The organism is Amycolatopsis bartoniae, assembly GCF_014191255.1.
Classification (GTDB): Bacteria; Actinomycetota; Actinomycetes; order Mycobacteriales; family Pseudonocardiaceae; genus Amycolatopsis_E; species Amycolatopsis_E bartoniae.
In genome coordinates this window covers 50,043-66,952 of record NZ_JACHWH010000002.1, presented here as the reverse complement: position 1 = coordinate 66,952, position 16,910 = coordinate 50,043, and the positions used below count along the sequence as shown (strand labels likewise).

Below are 16,910 nucleotides of genomic sequence, written 5' to 3'. Positions count from 1 at the left end.
CACAGTCACCGGCGATGCCCTTTCTAACGCCAACTCCCGCCGACTTTAGAGCGGCCGAACGGTTTTCGTCAACGACGATGTGCTTTAGAGTCCAAGGGATGGACAAGCTTCCGGCGGCACGGGCCGTCTCGGCGGTCGCCGCGCTCGACGAGCCGACCCGCCGGAGGCTCTACGACCACGTGGTCCGGCAGCCGGGCCCGGTCGGGCGGGACGAGGTGGCGGAGGCGACGGGCCTGCCGCGCGCCACGGTCGCGTTCCACCTCGACCGGCTCGTGGACGAGCAGCTGCTGGAGGTCAGTTTCCAACGCCGCACCGGGCGCAGGGGGCCCGGTGCGGGCCGCCCGGCCAAGCTCTACCGCCGGTCCGCCGCGCAGGTCAGCGTCTCCCTGCCCGACCGGCGGTACGAACTGGCGGCCGTGCTGCTCGCGGACGCCGTCGCGGAGGCGGACGCCTCGGGCCTGCCGCCGGGCCCGATCCTGCGGGCGCGGGCCCGGGCGGCAGGCGAACAGTGCGCCGCCGGCCGGGGCGACATCCGGCGCGTGCTCGAAGAACACGGCTACGAACCGCGCCTCCAGTGCGGCGAGCTGGTGCTCGGCAACTGCCCCTTCCACAGCCTCGCCCGGCACCACACCGAACTGATCTGCGGCATGAACCTCGGCTTCACCGAAGGACTCCTCGCCGGCCTCGGCGAACCCGCGGACCGCGTGTACCTCCACCCCGCCCCGGACGCCTGCTGTGTCCGGATAAGACAGTCCGAACCGGACTAACCGTCCAGCGACCACGTCAGGGTGCGCTCATCGGGCTCCGGGCGGGGGCTCCACCGCACCGACACGATGCGCGTGGCCTCCGGCACGAGGTACACCGTGTGCCCGCCGGTGGTCTCGCCCGGCCGCACGCCGATCCGGTGTGGCGGCCGCGACGTGAGCGAGACGGGCGCCTTCGGGATCGCCTTGCCGTCGGCGGTCACCAGCTCCAGGTAGTTGTCCGGCAGCGACCCGAACGGCACGCCGCCGCGGTTGCTGATCTCGGTGTGCACCACCACGGCCCGCTCGCCCGGCTCCAGCCGGTAACCCGCCGCGCCGAACAGGAAGTCCGCCGGGTCCTGCACCTCCAGCAGCTGGACGCTCAGCTGCTCGCCGTCCAGGCCCTGCGTCGCCAGCGCGTCCCCGATGCGGCCGGTGCGTTGCGGCGCGGCCTTGCGGTCGCCGCGCGCCCACGACGCCGTCTGCGGCGGACCCCACGTGCTCAGCACCGGGTCGACGGGCGGCGGCGGAGGCGGTGGCTGCGGCGCGCGGACCGGGACGGGGTACTGCGGCCGCATCCCGGCGAGCGCCGCACGCAGCCCGTGCGGATCGCTCTCGACGCCGACCAGCAGCGGCAACCCGCTGCCGGACAACGCGACGAGCCGGTAGGCGACCTCGCGCGGGTCCATCCCGACCTTCGCCGCGAGCTCGTGCACCGCGATCTTGCCCACCTCGGCCAGCGCGGCGAGCAGGCGGGCGTCCAGGGGATCGGTCACGGCCACGATCGGAAACGCTACCCGCTCACCCCGGGCGTAGCCTGTGCCGGTGACCGAGGTGACCAAACTTGCCGACGAGTTCGTGGAAGCGCTCTTCGACGCCGAGCCGCTGTGGCCCGCGGTGCTGGGCATCGAGTCCGTCCGGGAGGGGATCGGCGACCTGAGCGAGGTCGGCGAGGCGAAGCAGCGCACGGTGCTGAAGGACTTCGTGAGCCGCGCGCTCGCGCTGCAGCCCGAGACCGCCGAAGACCGCACCACCCGCGACGTGCTCGTCAGCCAGGCCCGCGGCTACCTGGACAGGATCAGTGCGCACGGCGCGGAGTACACCGTCACGGACATGTTCGTGGCGCCCGCCGCCGGGTTGCTGACCATGCTGCCGATGATCGGCATCGGCACGCAGACCGAGCTGTACCTCGGCAGGCTCGCCGCGATCCCGGAGTACCTCGAACAGGCCGCCGAGCGCCACCGCAGCGGTGTCGCGGCCGGGCGCGTCCCGGTGGAACACCTGGTGCGCAACGCGATCGCGCACCTCGACCGCTACCTCGCCGATCCCACGGCCGACCCGCTGCTGCGCCAGCCCGCGCCGGACGAGGACTTCGCGAAGCGCCGCGCGGAGCTGCTGGAGACGCTCGTGCGGCCCGCCTTCGCGCGGTACCGCGACGTCCTGGCGGACGAGATCGTCCAGCACGGGCGCCCGGCGGACAAGGGCGGGCTGTGCTGGCTGCCCGACGGCGAGCGCATGTACGCGGCGTTCGCCCGGGCCCACACCACCACCGAGCGCTCGCCCGACGACCTGCACGAGACCGGCCTGCGGATCATCGAGGAGCTGGCGGGCGAGTACGCCGTGCTCGGCTCGCGCGTGTTCGGCACCGCCGAGCTGCCGGAGATCTTCGAGCGGCTGCGCACGGACCCGGAGCTGCGCTGGCGGGACGAGGACGAGCTGCTGGAGTCCGCCCGCGCGGCGATCTCCCGTGCGGAAGCGGCGTCCCCCCAGTGGTTCGGGCGCATTCCGCCGCACCCGTGGGTCGTCGAGGCCGTGCCGGCGGCGGAGGCGCCCGGCGCGCCCACCGCGTTCTACCTGCAGCCGTCCGTCGACGGTTCGCGGCCGGGCACGTACTTCGCGAACACCTACGAGGTGACCGAGCGCTTCCGGCACACGTCGGAGGTGATCGCGTTCCACGAAGCCATTCCCGGCCACCACTTCCAGCTGTCCACCGCGCTCACGCTGACCGATCTGCCGCTGCTGCGCCGCATCGGCGACTTCACCGCGTACGCCGAGGGCTGGGGCCTGTACACCGAGCGGCTGGCCGACGAGATGGGGCTGTACTCCAGCGACCTGACGCGGCTGGGGATGCTGACGATGGACTCGATGCGCGCCGGGCGGCTCGTCGTCGACACCGGGTTGCACGCCAAGGGCTGGAGCCGGGAGCAGGGCGTCGCGTTCCTGCGCGAGCACACGCCGATGCCGCAGGTGGAGATCGACAACGAGGTGGACCGCTACCTCGCGTACCCGGGGCAGGCGCTGTCGTACATGGTGGGGCGCCTGGAGATCCTGCGCATCCGCGAGCAGGCGAAGCGGGCGCTGGGCGAGCGGTTCGACATCCGGGCGTTCCACGACGTCGTGCTCGGCGGTGGTGCGCTGCCGATGTCGGTGCTCGACGCCGTGGTCACCGCGTGGGTCGAGGAACAGGGCGCATGAGCGACGCTTGCGAGCGAATCATCAGCACCATGCTGGCCGACAACACCGCCGCGGCTTGCCGCGTCCGAAGGGAAGCCGCATGAGCGACGCTTGCGAGCGAATCATCAGCACCATGCTGGCCGACAACACCGCCGCGGCTTGCCGCGTCCGAAGGGAAGCCGCATGAGCGAGGTCGAGGAGCTCGCCGACGAGTTCGTCCAGACGTGGTTCGCCGAGAACCCGCTCTGGCCCTCGCTGCTGAGCCTGCCCGGCGACCACGACCGGCTCCCGGACCCGGGAAACGAGGCAGCGCAACGGTTCCGTGCCCGCTACAACGACCTCGCGGCCGCCGCGGAGTCGGCGCAGGGCGATCCTGTCACGCGTGGCGTGGTCGTGCAGCAGGCCCGGGCGGCGGTGGACCTCATCGACGCCGCGGAGGTCGAGTTCTCCGTCAGCGACGCGCTGTCCGCGCCGGGGCTGATGCTGCTGAACCTGTTGCCCCAGGTCACACTGGCCGACGAGGAGCGGGCGGCGGGGCACGTGGCGAGGCTCGCGCAGATTCCGTCCTATTTGGACGCCGTGACGGGGCGGCAGCGGGGCGCGACGCCGCCCGGGTTCCTGGTCCGGGAGGGTGCCGACCTGCTCGGCCGGTACCTCGACCACCCGGAGTCGGACCCACTCAACATTCCCGGACATTCCTTTGTGGACCGCCAGGAGGCGCTGCTCGCCGACGTGGTGCGCCCGGCGTTCGCGCGCTACCGCGAGTTCCTGCTCGACGAGCTGTCGCCGCGGGCGCTGGGGGAGGACCGGCCCGGGCTGTGCTGGCAGCCGAACGGCGAGCAGCGTTACGCGCGGCTCGTCCGGGTGCACACCACCACCGACCGCACGCCGCAGGACCTGCACGAGACCGGGCTGCGGCTGATCGACCAGCTCGCCGAGGAGTACCGCGAGCTGGGCTCGCGCGTGTTCGGGACCTCCGAGCTGCCGGAGATCTTCGACCGGCTGCGCACCGATCCCGCGCTGCGCTGGCACAGCGGCGAGGAGCTGCTGGAAAGCGCGCGCTCGGCGATCCGCAAGGCCGAAGCCGTGGCGCCGCAGTGGTTCCGCACGGTGCCGGACGAGCCGTGCGAGGTACGGCCGGTGCCGGCGGCCGAGGCCGACAGCGGCACGATCGCGTACTACCTGCAGCCCGACTTCGCCGGCACCCGCAAGGGCACCTACTTCGCGAACACCCACCACGCCGAGGAGCGGTTCCGGCACACGAGCGAGGCGGTCGCCTTTCACGAAGCCGTGCCGGGGCACCACTTCCAGCTCACCAGCGCGATGAACCTCGACGGCGTCCCGCTGCTGCGCAAGATCGCCCCGGTGAACTCCTACCTGGAGGGCTGGGGTCTCTACGCCGAGCGGCTGGCCGACGAGATGGGGCTGTACTCCAGCGACCTGACGCGGCTGGGCATGCTGACCATGGACTCCCTGCGCGCCGGGCGGCTCGTCGTCGACACCGGGCTGCACGCGCTGGGCTGGAGCCGCCAGCAGGCCGTGGACCACCTGCGTGAGCACACGCCGATGGCGCCGCTGGAGATCGAGCTGGAGGTCGACCGGTACGCGGGCGTGCCGGGGCAGGCGCTGTCCTACATGGTGGGCCGCCTGGAGATCCAGCGCGTGCGGGCCGAGGCCGAGCGGGCGCTGGGGGAGCGGTTCGACATCCGCGGCTTCCACGACACCGTGCTCGGCTCGGGCGTCCTGCCGCTCGCGGTGCTCGACACCGTGGTCCGGGACTGGGTCGCGGCGGTGGGGTAGGGTGACCGGCAGCTAAGCGGGCGCTCAGTTCGGAAGGCGGCACAGATGCGCATCGGGACGCAGATCTCCTACGCCGGCGGCTTCGCCGAAAGCGTGGCCGACGTGGTCGAGCTGGAGAAGGCGGGGCTGGACATCGTGTCCGTGCCCGAGGCGTACTCCTTCGACGCGGTCAGCCAGCTCGGCTACCTCGCCGCGCGCACCGAGCGCGTCGAGCTGGCCTCGGGCATCCTGCAGATCTACACCCGCACGCCGACGCTGACCGCGATGACGGCCGCCGGGCTGGACTTCGTGTCGGGCGGCCGGTTCTCCCTCGGCATCGGCGCGTCCGGGCCGCAGGTGATCGAGGGCTTCCACGGCGTGAAGTACGACGCGCCGCTGGGCCGCACCCGCGAGATCGTCGAGATCTGCCGCCAGGTGTGGCGGCGCGAGCGCGTCCAGCACGCCGGGAAGCACTACCAGATCCCGCTGCCCGCCGACCAGGGCACGGGCCTGGGCAAGCCGCTCAAGCTGATCAACCACCCGGTGCGCGAGCGCATCCCGATCATCCTGGCCTCGATCGGCCCGAAGAACGTCGCGATGACCGCCGAGATCGCCGAGGGCTGGGAGCCGATCTTCTTCCACCCCGAGAAGGCCGCGGACGTGTGGGGCGACTCGCTCGCCGAGGGCAGGGCGAAGCGTGACCCGTCGCTGGGCGAGCTGGACGTCGTGGTCGGCGTGCCGGTCGCGATCGGTGACGACGTCAAGCACATGATCGACTGGGTGCGGCCGATGGTCGCGCTGTACGTCGGTGGCATGGGCGCGCGGGGCAAGAACTTCTACAACGAGCTGGCGTGCCGCTACGGGTACGAGGCCGAAGCGAAGAAGATCCAGGACCTCTACCTGGACGGCAAGAAGGAGGAGGCCGCCGCGGCGGTCCCGGCGGAGCTGCTGGAGGCGATCAGCCTCATCGGCCCCGCCGGGTACGTCAAGGAGCGCCTCGCCGCCTACGCCGCCGCCGGCGTGACGACGCTGCAGGTGACGCTGCTGGAGCCGGGACTCGAACGACGCGTGCAGGTGGTCAGCCGGCTGAAGGAGATGCTGGGCTGACCCGGTCCAGGTGCAGGAAGTCCGTCACGCCGACCAGCGTGAGGACCTGCCGCACCGGAACGGGCGCCGCGCGGCGCTGCTCGTCGTGCACGATGCGCGGGTTGGTCAGCTGGACCAGCGTGCCGCGGGTCTCCAGCTGGCAGCCCCCTTCGGCGAGCACGTTGCGCACCCAGTCGGCGTCCGGGCCGTAGGTGAGCGCCACGACGTAACCCGTCGGGGTGGCGAAGACGTTCACGGGCGTGCGGTACTCGCGCCCGGACCGGCGGCCGCGGTGGACGATCTTGCCGAACCCCGGGGCCTGCCGGGCGAGCGGACCGAGCACGCGGTTCGTCACCACGCGGTTGATCCGGGCGAGCTGCTTCGGTAGCACCATGGGCACAGCATGACTCGTTTGGCCGCCCGCGCGCAGTGGAAGCCAGGAGGGTGCCGGAACTGCCCGACGTCGAAGGGTTCCGCCGCGTCCTCGCCGAGCACGCCGTGCGACGGCGGATCGAGGACGTGGAGGTGCGTGACGCCCAGGTGCTGCGCGGGGTCGGCGCGCGGCGGTTGCGGGACGTCCTGGTGGGGCAGCGTTTCGCCGAGCCGCGGCGGCTGGGGAAGTGGCTGGTCGCGCCCGTCGCCGGGCGGCGCGAGACGGTGGTGCTGCACTTCGGCATGACGGGCTCGCTGCGCTGGGAGTCCGGCGAGCCGCACCCACACGATCGCGTGATCTTCCACCTGCGGGGCGGGCAGTTGCGGTACCGGGACATGCGCAAGCTGCAGGGACTCCGGCTGGCCGAGGACGAAGCGGCGCTGGAGCGGGTGCTGGACGGCACCGGCCCGGACGCGCTGGAGGTGCCGAAAGGACGGTTCCGCGAGTTGCTGCCCGCGCGGCGGCAGGTGAAGGTGGCGCTGACCGATCAGGCGGTGCTCGCCGGGCTGGGCAACCTGCTCGCGGACGAGATCCTGTGGCGGGCGCGGATCAACCCTCGCACGCCGGTGGCGGACCTGGCCCCGGCCGACGTGGACCGCCTGCACGCCCGGATGCGTTCGACGCTGCGGTCCGCCGTGCGCGCCGAACGGGTCCCGCCGCGCCCGTCCTGGCTGACCGGCCGCCGCGACGAGCCGTCCGGCACGTGCCCCCGCTGCGGGACGGCGCTGAGCCACGCCCGCGTCGGCGGCCGGGGGACGGTGTGGTGCCCGCACTGCCAGCCGGGTTGAGGCGGCCCGGACCGGCGGCGCGAGTGCGTTATTGCCCGCCGCGTCGCGGCGGGGCCGCTGGGTGGTCGCCGCCGGGCGCTCGATCCGGGGGCTTCGGTGCCCGCCACTGCCAGCCCGGGTTGAGGCGGCCCGGACCGGCGGCGCAAGTGCGTCATTGCCCGCCGCGTCGCGGCGGGGCCGCTGGGTGGTCGCCGCCGGGCGCTCGATCCGGGGGCTTCGCTGCCCGCCACTGCCAGCCCGGGTTGAGGCGGCCCAGTCCGGCCCGGACCCGGCTCAGTCCGGCGGCTCGGGCGTGGGGTTGTCCGCCTGCACGTCTTCGCTGTTCGGTGGTGTCTTGGGTACGTCCTCGGTCTGGTCGGGGTCCAGGTCCGGGTGCTTGAGCCGCGGGAAGCCGGGCGTCAGCGGCGGATCCGGGTCGACGTTCCGCTTCTTTTCCTGTTCTTGCGCCATGGCTCCGGCTTACCCCATTTCCGCCACGCCCGCGAGCCCGCCGGTCAGGTCTGGGGCACCGGGTTCTCCGGGCGCAGGCCCTCCGGGTGCCGCCGGGAGGGCGCGCGGCCCGCGGGCTGGGTGGGCGCCGGGCCGGGGTCGATCGGCGGGATCGGCAGGGTGGTGGGCTCCTCGTCCACCGTGCACACCCGGCCGTGGTGCGTGATCTCCACCGGCTTGCCCGACAGCAGCCGGTACGTCGCGCGGTCCGCGTGGATCTCCACCGAGAACCGGCTGTCCCGGATGCACATCCGGAACCGGATGCGGTCCAAAGTAGACGGAAGCCGGGGCGCGAAAGCGTACTCCCCGTTGTGGTCCCGCATCCCGCCGAAGCCCGCGACGAAACCCAGCCACGCCCCGGCCAGTGACGCCATGTGCAGGCCGTTCTGCACGTTGTTGTGCACGTCGTGCAGGTCGGTCAGCGCCGCCTCGCCCAGGTAGTCGTACGCGAGGTCCAGGTGCCCGACCTCCGCCGCGATCACGGCCTGCGTCGCCGCCGAGAGGGACGAGTCGCGCACCGTGCGGGCCTCGTAGTACTTGAAGTTCCGGGCCTTCTCCTCCGGGCTGAACGAGTCCCCGCACAGGTGCAGCGCCAGCACCAGGTCCGCCTGCTTCACGACCTGCTTGCGGTAGAGGTCGAAGTACGGGTAGTGCAGCAGCAGCGGGTAGTCCTCCAGCGGCGTCTGCTCGAAGTCCCAGTCCCGGTGCTCGGTGAACCCCTCCGACTGCGGGTGCACGCCCCGCTCCTCGTCGTACGGCACGAGCATCCGGGCGGCGGCCTCCCGCCACTCGCCGATCTCGGCCTGATCGACGTCCAGCCCGGCGGCCACGTCCGGGAACCGCTCGCAGGAGGCCGCGGCCTCGCGCAGGTTCCGGCGCGCCATCAGGTTCGTGTAGACGTTGTTGTCCGCCACCGCCGAGTACTCGTCCGGCCCGGTGACGCCGTCGATGCGGAACCGGCCGTGCGAGTCGTAGTGCCCCAGCGACATCCACAGCCGCGCGGTCTCGGCGAGGATCTCGCACCCGCAGCCGCGCTCGAAGTCCTCGTCCCCGGTCGCGGCGAGGTAGCGCGCCACGGCGTCGGAGATGTCCGCGCTGACGTGGAACGCCGCCGTGCCCGCGGGCCAGTACGCCGAGCACTCGGCACCGTTGATCGACCGCCACGGGAACGCCGCGCCCCGCAGCCCCAGCTGTTTCGCGCGGTCGCGTGCTTTGTCCAAAGTGGAATGTCGCCAGCGCAGCGCGTCCCGCGCGGCCTCCGGCATGGTGTACGTGAGCACCTGGAGCACGAAGGTTTCGGTGTCCCAGAAGGCATGTCCGTCGTAGCCGGGGCCGGTCAGCCCCTTGCCGGGGATCGCGCGGCTCTCGCCGCGGGCCCCGGCCTGCAGGATGTGGAACAGCGCGAAGCGCGTCGCCTGCTGCAGCTCCGGGTCGCCGTCCACCTCGATGTCCGCCGTGGCCCAGAAGTCGTCGAGGAACGCCCGCTGCTCGGCGAGCAGCCCGTCCCAGCCGGTCTGCACGGCGCCGGCGAGCGCGGCGTCCACCTGCGCCCGCAGCGCGGGGATCGACCGCTGCGCCGACCAGCCGTAGGCCAGGAACTTGGTCAGCCGCAACACCTTTCCGCGCGGCACGTCCACCGCGACGGTCAGTCGCGCGAGGTCGTCCTCCGCGGTGATCGTGGTGCGCAGCCCGTCCGGCGACTCGATGAGGTGGTCCATCGCGGCGGCGATGCGCAGCCCCGAGCGCCGCGTCCGGTGCACCAGCACCGCGCGGAACTCGTCGGCGAAGTCGAACTCCGCCTCCAGCGGGTTCTGCAGCGCGGCCGCCACCCGCGGGTCGCTGGTGTCGGTCTCGATCGGCTCGTTCGCCAGCAGGTCGGACTGCAGCACCAGTTGCGTGTCGGCGTCCAGCGGCTCGACCTCGTACCGGATCGCGACGACGGCGCGCTGCGTGAACGACACCAGCCGCTCGGTGCGCACGCGCACCTGCCGCCCGGTGGGGGAGACCCAGTCGGTGTTGCGGGTGAGCGTGCCGGTGCGGAAGTCGAGCGTGCGGTCGTGTGCCGTGGCAGTCCCGTACCGCATGTCGAACGGCTCGTCCTCGACCAGCAGCCGGATGATCTTGCCGTCGGTGACGTTCACGACCGTCTGCCCGGCCTCCGGGTAGCCGTAGCCCGCCTCGGCGTAGGGCAGCTCGTGCTCCTCGTAGAAGCCGTTGAGGTACGTGCCGGGCAGCCCGCGTGGCTCACCCTCCTCGAACGTGCCCCGGATGCCGATGTGCCCGTTCGCCAGCGCGAACGTCGACTCGGTCCGCTGCAGCTGGTCGACGGCGAGGCCGCGCCAGCGCAGCCGCCACGGGTCGCATTCGTACCCCTCGACCGGTGCGCTCATGCCTTGTCCCCCAACAGGTCCGCGAGGTCGTCCACCACCACGTCGGCGCCGTGCGCCCGCAGCTCGTCCGCCTGGTTCGCGCGGTTGACGCCGACGACGTAGCCGAAGTCACCCGCCTTGCCCGCCTGGACCCCGGCGAGGGCGTCCTCGAACACGGCGGCGTGGGCGGGTTCGACGCCCAGTGCCTTGGCGCCGGCGAGGAACGCGTCGGGTGCGGGCTTGCCGCGCAGGTGCTCGCGGCGGATCACGAGACCGTCCACACGCGCCTGCACGAACCGGCTCAGGTCGGCGGCGTCCAGCACCGCCTCGCCGTTGGCGGACGACGTCACCACGGCGATCTTGAGCCCCGCCTGCTGCGCGGCTTCGAGGTAGCGCCGCGAACCCGGGTACGGGTCGACGCCCTGTTCGTCGATGACCTTCAGCACGAGCTCGTTCTTGCGGTTGCCGAGCCCGTTGACGGTGGGCGCGTCCGGTGCGTCGTCCGGGTCGCCCTCGGGCAGCGTGATGCCGCGCGAGGACAGGAACTCCCGCACGCCGTCCGCGCGCGAGCGGCCGTCCACGTACTTCGCGTAGTCCGCGTCGGTGAACGGCTGAAAGCCCTCTCCGTCCCGGCCGCGCAGGAAGGGGTCGAACGTCTTCTTCCACGCTTCCCGGTGCAGCACGGCGGTGCCGGTGAGCACTCCGTCGAGGTCGAACAGACAGGCGGTGATTCCTTCGGGCAGCCCGATCATGCCTCGCACGGTACCTGGCCGACCGTGTTCTCGCCGCTCTCTACGCCAGGTTGCCGGGGTGGGGCCGGACGTGGTGGATGAGCTCGTGCACCGTGGCGTCGGCGAGGCGGTAGCGCACCACGCGGCCGGTCCGGTGGCCCGTCACCAGGCCGTGGGCGCGCAGCAGCCGCAGGGCCTGGGAGACCGCCGTGTCGGTCATGCCCGCCGCCACCGCGAGATCCGTCACAGCGATCTCCCGCGCGTAGTGGATACACACGAGCAGGGTGAGCCGCGACGGGTCGGCGAGGATCGAAAAGCGTTCCGCCCACTGGTGCACCACCGCGCGGTCGCCCAGCCCGTCGAGCGCGGCCGCGACGGCGGCGGGGTCGATCGCGCGTCGTTCCGGCTCCTCGGGCATGCGCCCATGGTCTCACTCCCGCCCGCGTGGCCCATCATCGGACGATGGACGAAATCTGCTTCCTGCCCGCGACCCGGCTGCGGGCCGCGCTGGCCGCCCGCGAGCTGTCCGCACGCGAAGTGGTGCGGGCGCACCTGGACCGGATCGAGCGCGTGAACCCGGCCGTGAACGCCGTCGTCACGCTCGTCGCGGAGCGTGCGCTGGCCGAGGCGCACGAGGCCGACGAGCGCGCCGCCTCCGGTGTGGAACTGCCACCGCTGCACGGGCTTCCGGTGGCGCACAAGGACACCCACGACACCGCGGGCATCCGCACCACCTACGGTTCGCCGCTGTTCGCCGACCACGTGCCCGAGCGGGACGAGCTGGTGGTGGCGCGGATGCGGGCGGCGGGCGCGATCACCATCGGCAAGACGAACGTGCCGGAGTGGGCGGCCGGGTCGCACACCTTCAACCCGGTGTTCGGACTGACGCGCAACCCGTACGACCTGAGTCGCTCGGCGGGCGGCAGCAGCGGCGGTGCGGCGGTGGCGCTGGCCTGCGGGATGCACCCGCTGGCCGACGGCAGCGACATGGGCGGCTCGCTGCGCAATCCCGCGTCCTTCACCAATGTCGTCGGGTTCCGGCCGTCGCCGGGGCGGGTGCCGACCGTGCCCGCGAAGCTGGCGTGGAGCACGCTTTCCGTGCAGGGGCCGATGGCCCGGTCGGTGGAGGACGCGGCGCTGCTGCTGTCGGTGCTCGCCGGGCCGGACCCGCGTTCGCCGATTTCCCTGGCGGAGCCGGGATCTTCGTTCGCCCGGCCGCTGGCCCGGGACCTTGCCGGGGCGCGCGTGGCGTGGTCGCCGGACCTGGGCGGGAGTGTGCGGGTGGACCGCGAGGTGCGGGCGGTGGTGGAGGCGTCGGCGAAGGTGTTCGAGGAGCTCGGGTGCCGCGTGGAGCGGGACTGCCCGGACTTCTCCGGCGCGGACGAGGTGTTCCGGACGCTGCGGGCGTGGCAGTTCGGGGTGCGGTTCGGGCCGCTGCTGGGAACCGGGATGGTCAAGGAGTCGATCCGGTGGAACGTCGAGGAGGGCCGCAGGCTGACCGGACCGGACCTCGGCCGCGCGGAGGTGCTGCGGACGGAACTGTTCCAGCGGGTGCACGAGTTCTTCACGCGCTACGACTTCCTCGTGCTGCCGGTCAGCCAGGTGCCGCCGTTCGACGCCGGCCTCGAGTATCCGGTGGAGATCGACGGCGAGCCGATGGAGACGTACCTCGACTGGATGCGCTCGGCGTACTTCGTGTCCGCCACCGGGTGCCCCGCGCTGGCGGTGCCCGCCGGGTTCACGGGTGCCGGTTTGCCCGTCGGCGTCCAGATCGTGGGGCCGCACCGGGCCGATTTCGCCGTGCTGCAGGCGGGGCACGCGTTCGAGCGGGCCACGGGGTTCGGTGAGCGGCGCCCCGTGACGGACTAAGACGAATGTCATAAGGTGGGCTATGACAGGCGTCTTAGGAGGGCTTGATGACGGTCGAGGCAGTGCGGCAGAAGACGATCACGTGGGAGGACCCGCTGGCGGCGGCGGAGCGGGGCCGGAGCATGCCGGGCCTGGCGTACCTGACCGAGATCGCGGAGGGCCGGATCCCCGGCGCGCCGATCGCGGCGCACCTGGGGATGCGGCTGGTCAGCGTGAGCGACGGCGAGGTGGTCTTCGCCGCCGAGGCGGACGAGTCGCTGTACAACCCGATCGGCATGGTGCACGGCGGCGTGGCGGCGACGATGCTGGACTCGGCGATCGGGTGTGCGGTGCACACCAAGCTGCCCGCGGGGGTGTTCTACTCGTCCATCGACCTGAAGGTGAGCTATCTGAAGGCGATCCACCCGTCGGCGGGCGAGCTGCAGGCGCGTGGCTATGTGGTGAAGGTCGGCTCGCGGGTGGGCTTCGGAGAGGCGGAACTGCGGGACGCGCAAGGCACGCTGCTCGCCACCGGCTCGGGCAGCTGCCTGATCACGCGGCCGTGACATCGCAGATCGCCCCAGCACCGCGCACAGACCCCGCACGCCGGTCATGCCCGCGTGATCAGGCAGCTCCAGCACATCCCACAAAACCCGCACACCCATCACCGGCACCACCACCCCACAACCCCACCCCGGTCACGTACTTCAGGCCGCGGCCGTGATCGGCGGACGCGGCCTCTGGATCATGCTGGAGGCGATTCACGATGTCACCTGATCACACAGTCGTGATCCGAGCGCGGGAGCTGTGGGCCGTGCTGGAGGCGGTCCACGACGTCACCTACTTCACGCCGCAGGCGCGGGCGGCGCACGAAGCCGCCGGGCTGCGGGGTTTCTGGCGGGGCTACGTTGCGACCCGGGCGGCGCCGCTCGGTGCGGTCACCCTCGGCCCCGTCGTGGCCGCCTTCCACAACTTCGCCCCGTCGTTCCTGGCGCGCACGGTCCCGGCGATCTGGGCCGTCGTGCCACCGGAGCAGGCGCTGACCGCGAGGCTGGCGGGCGCGGTCACGGCGCTGCGCGAGCACCTGCCGGGCCTGGACCGCGAGCCACTGGCCGAGGTCGTTTCCGTGTTGTGGCGGATCGTCCGCTCAGCGAGCTGGGAGGGGCGCCCGCTCGGCGCGGCGAACGCGGACCTGCCGGAGCCCGAGGACCCGGTGGCCGCGTTGTGGCTCGCGACCACGGCGCTGCGAGAACACCGCGGCGACGGGCACGTGGCGGTCCTGGTGGCGGAGGGCATCGGCGGACTGGAGGCACACGTCCTACGTGACGCGGCGGACGGCAGTCGCGACCTCGTCCTACCTCATCGAGGGTGGACGGACGACGAGTGGTCGGCGGCGCACGCCCGGCTCGTCGAGCGCGGCCTGGTGGCGGACGGACTGACCGAGGAGGGCCGGCGCCTGCGCGAGCACATCGAGCGCCGCACCGACGAGCTGGCCGCGCAGGCATACGCGGCCGCGACGGAGGCCGAACTGGCTCGCGTCGATGCCGTGCTGCGCCCCCTCGCGAAGCGGCTCGCCGGGGGAGCGGTGCCCTATCCCAATCCGGTGGGAGCACCGGCGCCCTGAGTTGACGGTTAACCGCGGCTGGGATCTGCATTGGGTTGACTGTTGACCGCGGCTTACGCATCCGCACGCCTCCCGCTCGTGAGACGGGTGGCCGGAGGAGTGGTGTCGTCTCCGAATCCGGTCGGAGCCGGGCGTCTTGGTTGACGGTTAACCGCGACTTGTGCGCTCCCGCATGTCTCCTGCTCGCGAGGCCGCTGCTGAAGGGTGGTGGCGTCTCCCGAAGCCGGTTGGGAGCGCCGGTGTCTCGGTTGACGGTTAACCGGAGCCTGCGCAATCGCGGCTGGGTCCGCGGTTGACCGATAACCGCGGCTTACGCGTACGCACGCTTCCCCTCTCAAGAAGTGGTGCCGCATCCGGATCCGGCTCGAGCGCCGGTGCTTTGGTTGACTGTTAACCGGCGCCTGTCGGGTTGACCGTTAACGGTATACAGTACCCGCATGGAGAAGGAGTTCGTCGCGCGCGACGATCCGCGGTTCGCGCATTCGCACGCCTCGACCGTGTTGCCGCTGGGTGGCGGCGCGGCGCTGGTGGCGTGGTTCGGTGGCTCGCGGGAGGGCGCCGCGGATGTCGGCATCTGGCTGGCGCGTCGCGAGGGCACCTGGGGCACGCCGTGGCGGGTCGCGGGTGGGGACGAGCCGCACTGGAATCCCGTGCTGCACGCGGACGGCGACCGCGTCCTGCTGTTCTACAAGGCGGGCTCGCCGATCCCGCGGTGGCGGACCATGGTGCGCGAGTCCCGCGACGGCGGCCGCACGTTTTCGCCCGAACGCGAGCTGGTGCCCGGCGACCGAGGCGGGCGCGGCCCGGTGAAGAACAAACTCCTCGTGCTCGCCGACGGCACCTGGCTCGCGCCCGCGTCCGTCGAGGGGGAGCGCTGGGATGCCTTCGCCGATCGAAGCGAGGACTGCGGAAAGACGTGGCAGCGCGGCGAAAACGTGCCCGCCGGGCCGAACGTCATCCAGCCCGCGGTGTGGCAGAACGACCGCGGCCAGGTGCGGATGGTGCTGCGCAGTTCCGCGGGCGCCGTGTACGAGTCCACTTCGGATGATGGTGGCCGCACGTGGGCACTCGCCCGGCCGACGGAACTGCCGAACAACAACAGTGGCCTCGACGCGGTCCGGCTCGACGACGGGCTCGTGGTGCTGGCGCACAACCCGGTGGCCGCCGACTGGGGCGCGCGCAACCCGCTCGTGCTGTCGGTGTCCACAAGCGACGGTCGACGGTGGTTCCGGGCCGTCACGCTCGAAGAACGGGTGCCGGACGCGGACGCGATCGTCCCGGCCGAGACGGGCATCCAGACCGGTGGCCGGGCCGAGTTCTCCTACCCGGCCATCGTCCCTTGGTGCGACGGGGTCGCCGTCACCTACACCTGGCAGCGCCGCGGCATCGCCTTCGTGACCGTCAGCCGCGCCGAGCTGGAAGGTGCTCGTTGAGCGCCATCCGCCACCCGCCACTCGCGCGGAGCCGGAAGGCACCGGCGCCGGACCGTCGACCGCGGCGACGGCGAGGCGCTGGCGGTAAACGGTTAACCGTCGGCCTGAGAGGGCTGCGGTAGACGGTTAACCGCACGCCCGGGCTGGGAGGTGGCGGGGCGTGAACGGTTGCCGCGTCGGTCTGGAGGCGCTCGCGGTAGACGGTCGACCGCGCCGGACTGGGAGGTGCTGACGGTAGACGGATAACCGTCCCGTGTTGGAGGTGCTGGCCGTAAACGGTTTGCCGTGTCAGTCCAGGGGGTGGCGGTAAACGGTTAACCGTCTGGCCGCCGGGAGGCGTCGGATGTGAACCGTCGCCGTGGCGGTCTGGGACGCGCTGGCCGGTAGACGGTTAACCGTGCCGGGTTGCGGGGCGTTGGGTGCGAGCGGCTAGCCATGCCGGGTCCAGGAGGCGTTGGCGGTAAACGGTTAACCGCGCAGGCCGGGCTGGGAGGTCCTGGGTGTCAACGGTTAACCGTGCCGGGTTGGGAGGCGCTGATCGGGCCTGCCGCCTGCGCCGCATCGCCGCCTGCGCCGCGCCGCCGACTGGCACCGCCACCCGCCGTACCGCCTGCCGCCCGCATCGCCGCCTGCGCCGCGCCGCCGACCGGCACCGCCACCCGCCGTACCGCCTGCCGCCCGCACCGCCGCCTGCGCCGCGCCCCCCGATCGGCACCCGCCGTACCGCCTGCCGCCTGCGCCGCGCCGCCGCCGCCTGCGCCGCCCGCACCGCCGCCTGCGCCGCGCCCCCCGATCGGCACCCGCCGTACCGCCTGCCGCCCGCGCCGCACCGCCGCTGCCCCCGGCGGGGCTGGAAGGCCGTGGTCGCCCGGCCGCCGCTTGCACCGCCTAGAAGTGCAGCCAGCCGACGGCGGAGGACACCACGAGGGCCGCGATCAGCAGTGCCAGGATCACCGCGATCACAATCGTGATCCACGGGACCGACCTGGGCTGGTGCGGTTCCCGGTTCGACAGGCCGAGCGTCGTCGAGCCGGAGTCCGGCGGGGTGTCACCGGGTTGCACGCCGCCGCCCGGTTCGAGGCCCGGGGTGTTGTCGGGGTCCGGATCGGGGTTGCTGCTGCGGGTCATGGAGT

15 protein-coding genes and 1 pseudogene are annotated in these 16,910 nt (G+C 72.6%); 9 read left to right on the top strand and 7 right to left on the bottom strand.

All coding sequences use genetic code 11. The annotated features are described in order from the left end of the window. Positions 1 to 98 precede the first annotated feature (98 nt). On the top strand, positions 99 to 767 hold the full coding sequence (locus FHX82_RS12180; RefSeq protein WP_145937164.1) for a helix-turn-helix transcriptional regulator: 669 nt from the start codon (positions 99 to 101) through the stop codon (positions 765 to 767). Here FHX82_RS12180 and FHX82_RS12175 read toward each other — a convergent pair. Continuing rightward, positions 764 to 1,525 (bottom strand): AsnC family transcriptional regulator, encoded by a 762-nt coding sequence (locus tag FHX82_RS12175; RefSeq protein WP_145937165.1) that lies wholly within the window; start codon positions 1,523 to 1,525, stop codon positions 764 to 766. The two genes, FHX82_RS12180 and FHX82_RS12175, sit on opposite strands and share 4 nt — an antisense overlap. 43 nt (positions 1,526 to 1,568) lie before the next feature. Between FHX82_RS12175 and FHX82_RS12170 the strand changes: the two genes are divergently transcribed. From FHX82_RS12170 to FHX82_RS12160, 3 genes and pseudogenes are all read left to right on the top strand, one after another. Beyond that, on the top strand, positions 1,569 to 3,218 hold the full coding sequence (locus FHX82_RS12170) for a DUF885 domain-containing protein (RefSeq protein ID WP_145937166.1): 1,650 nt from the start codon (positions 1,569 to 1,571) through the stop codon (positions 3,216 to 3,218). 162 nt (positions 3,219 to 3,380) lie between these two features. Next, positions 3,381 to 4,997: pseudogene (locus tag FHX82_RS12165) on the top strand (DUF885 domain-containing protein); the annotation flags it as partial. A 45-nt stretch (positions 4,998 to 5,042) separates the two neighbouring features. Further along, on the top strand, positions 5,043 to 6,083 hold the full coding sequence (locus FHX82_RS12160) for an LLM class F420-dependent oxidoreductase (RefSeq protein WP_145937168.1): 1,041 nt from the start codon (positions 5,043 to 5,045) through the stop codon (positions 6,081 to 6,083). On the opposite strand, the gene FHX82_RS12155 is transcribed toward FHX82_RS12160, so the two are convergent. Further along, entirely contained in the window at positions 6,055 to 6,456 is a 402-nt protein-coding gene (locus FHX82_RS12155) for a nitroreductase family deazaflavin-dependent oxidoreductase (RefSeq protein ID WP_145937169.1), read from the bottom strand. The two genes, FHX82_RS12160 and FHX82_RS12155, sit on opposite strands and share 29 nt — an antisense overlap. Positions 6,457 to 6,506: 50 nt before the next feature. On the opposite strand from FHX82_RS12155, the gene FHX82_RS12150 reads away from it, so the two are divergent. Then, positions 6,507 to 7,283 carry an Fpg/Nei family DNA glycosylase gene (locus FHX82_RS12150; protein WP_145937170.1) on the top strand — a complete coding sequence of 259 codons (777 nt, stop codon included), beginning with the start codon at positions 6,507 to 6,509 and terminating at the stop codon, positions 7,281 to 7,283. Positions 7,284 to 7,556: 273 nt separating this feature from the next. On the opposite strand, the gene FHX82_RS12145 is transcribed toward FHX82_RS12150, so the two are convergent. Genes FHX82_RS12145 through FHX82_RS12130 form a run of 4 tightly spaced genes read right to left on the bottom strand, consistent with a single transcriptional unit; the run spans position 7,557 to position 11,290 of the window. Next, positions 7,557 to 7,733: a hypothetical protein gene (locus FHX82_RS12145; RefSeq protein ID WP_183176608.1), complete on the bottom strand. Its 177-nt coding sequence runs from the start codon at positions 7,731 to 7,733 to the stop codon at positions 7,557 to 7,559. A gap of 44 nt (positions 7,734 to 7,777) precedes the next feature. After that, on the bottom strand, positions 7,778 to 10,162 hold the full coding sequence (locus FHX82_RS12140) for a glycoside hydrolase family 65 protein (protein WP_145937171.1): 2,385 nt from the start codon (positions 10,160 to 10,162) through the stop codon (positions 7,778 to 7,780). Beyond that, entirely contained in the window at positions 10,159 to 10,893 is a 735-nt protein-coding gene (locus FHX82_RS12135) for an HAD family hydrolase (RefSeq protein ID WP_145937172.1), read from the bottom strand. The genes FHX82_RS12140 and FHX82_RS12135 overlap by 4 nt, the downstream gene beginning before the upstream one ends. Before the next feature lie 40 nt (positions 10,894 to 10,933). After that, positions 10,934 to 11,290: an ArsR/SmtB family transcription factor gene (locus FHX82_RS12130; protein WP_145937173.1), complete on the bottom strand. Its 357-nt coding sequence runs from the start codon at positions 11,288 to 11,290 to the stop codon at positions 10,934 to 10,936. Between the two features lie 44 nt (positions 11,291 to 11,334). Here FHX82_RS12130 and FHX82_RS12125 point away from each other — a divergent pair, with 44 nt between their 5' ends. From FHX82_RS12125 to FHX82_RS12110, 4 genes are all read left to right on the top strand, one after another. Then, entirely contained in the window at positions 11,335 to 12,741 is a 1,407-nt protein-coding gene (locus FHX82_RS12125; protein WP_145937174.1) for an amidase, read from the top strand. A gap of 47 nt (positions 12,742 to 12,788) precedes the next feature. Next, positions 12,789 to 13,286, top strand: coding sequence for a PaaI family thioesterase (locus FHX82_RS12120; protein WP_145937175.1), 498 nt, complete (start codon positions 12,789 to 12,791; stop codon positions 13,284 to 13,286). Positions 13,287 to 13,507: 221 nt separating this feature from the next. Continuing rightward, positions 13,508 to 14,344 (top strand): SCO6745 family protein, encoded by an 837-nt coding sequence (locus FHX82_RS12115; protein WP_221215890.1) that lies wholly within the window; start codon positions 13,508 to 13,510, stop codon positions 14,342 to 14,344. A gap of 437 nt (positions 14,345 to 14,781) precedes the next feature. Beyond that, positions 14,782 to 15,777: a sialidase family protein gene (locus FHX82_RS12110; protein WP_145937177.1), complete on the top strand. Its 996-nt coding sequence runs from the start codon at positions 14,782 to 14,784 to the stop codon at positions 15,775 to 15,777. A gap of 888 nt (positions 15,778 to 16,665) precedes the next feature. Here the strand turns inward: FHX82_RS12110 and FHX82_RS12105 are convergent. Next, complete coding sequence (locus FHX82_RS12105; protein ID WP_145937178.1) at positions 16,666 to 16,905, bottom strand: DUF6480 family protein; 240 nt, start codon at positions 16,903 to 16,905, stop codon at positions 16,666 to 16,668. Between the last annotated feature and the right edge of the window lie 5 nt (positions 16,906 to 16,910).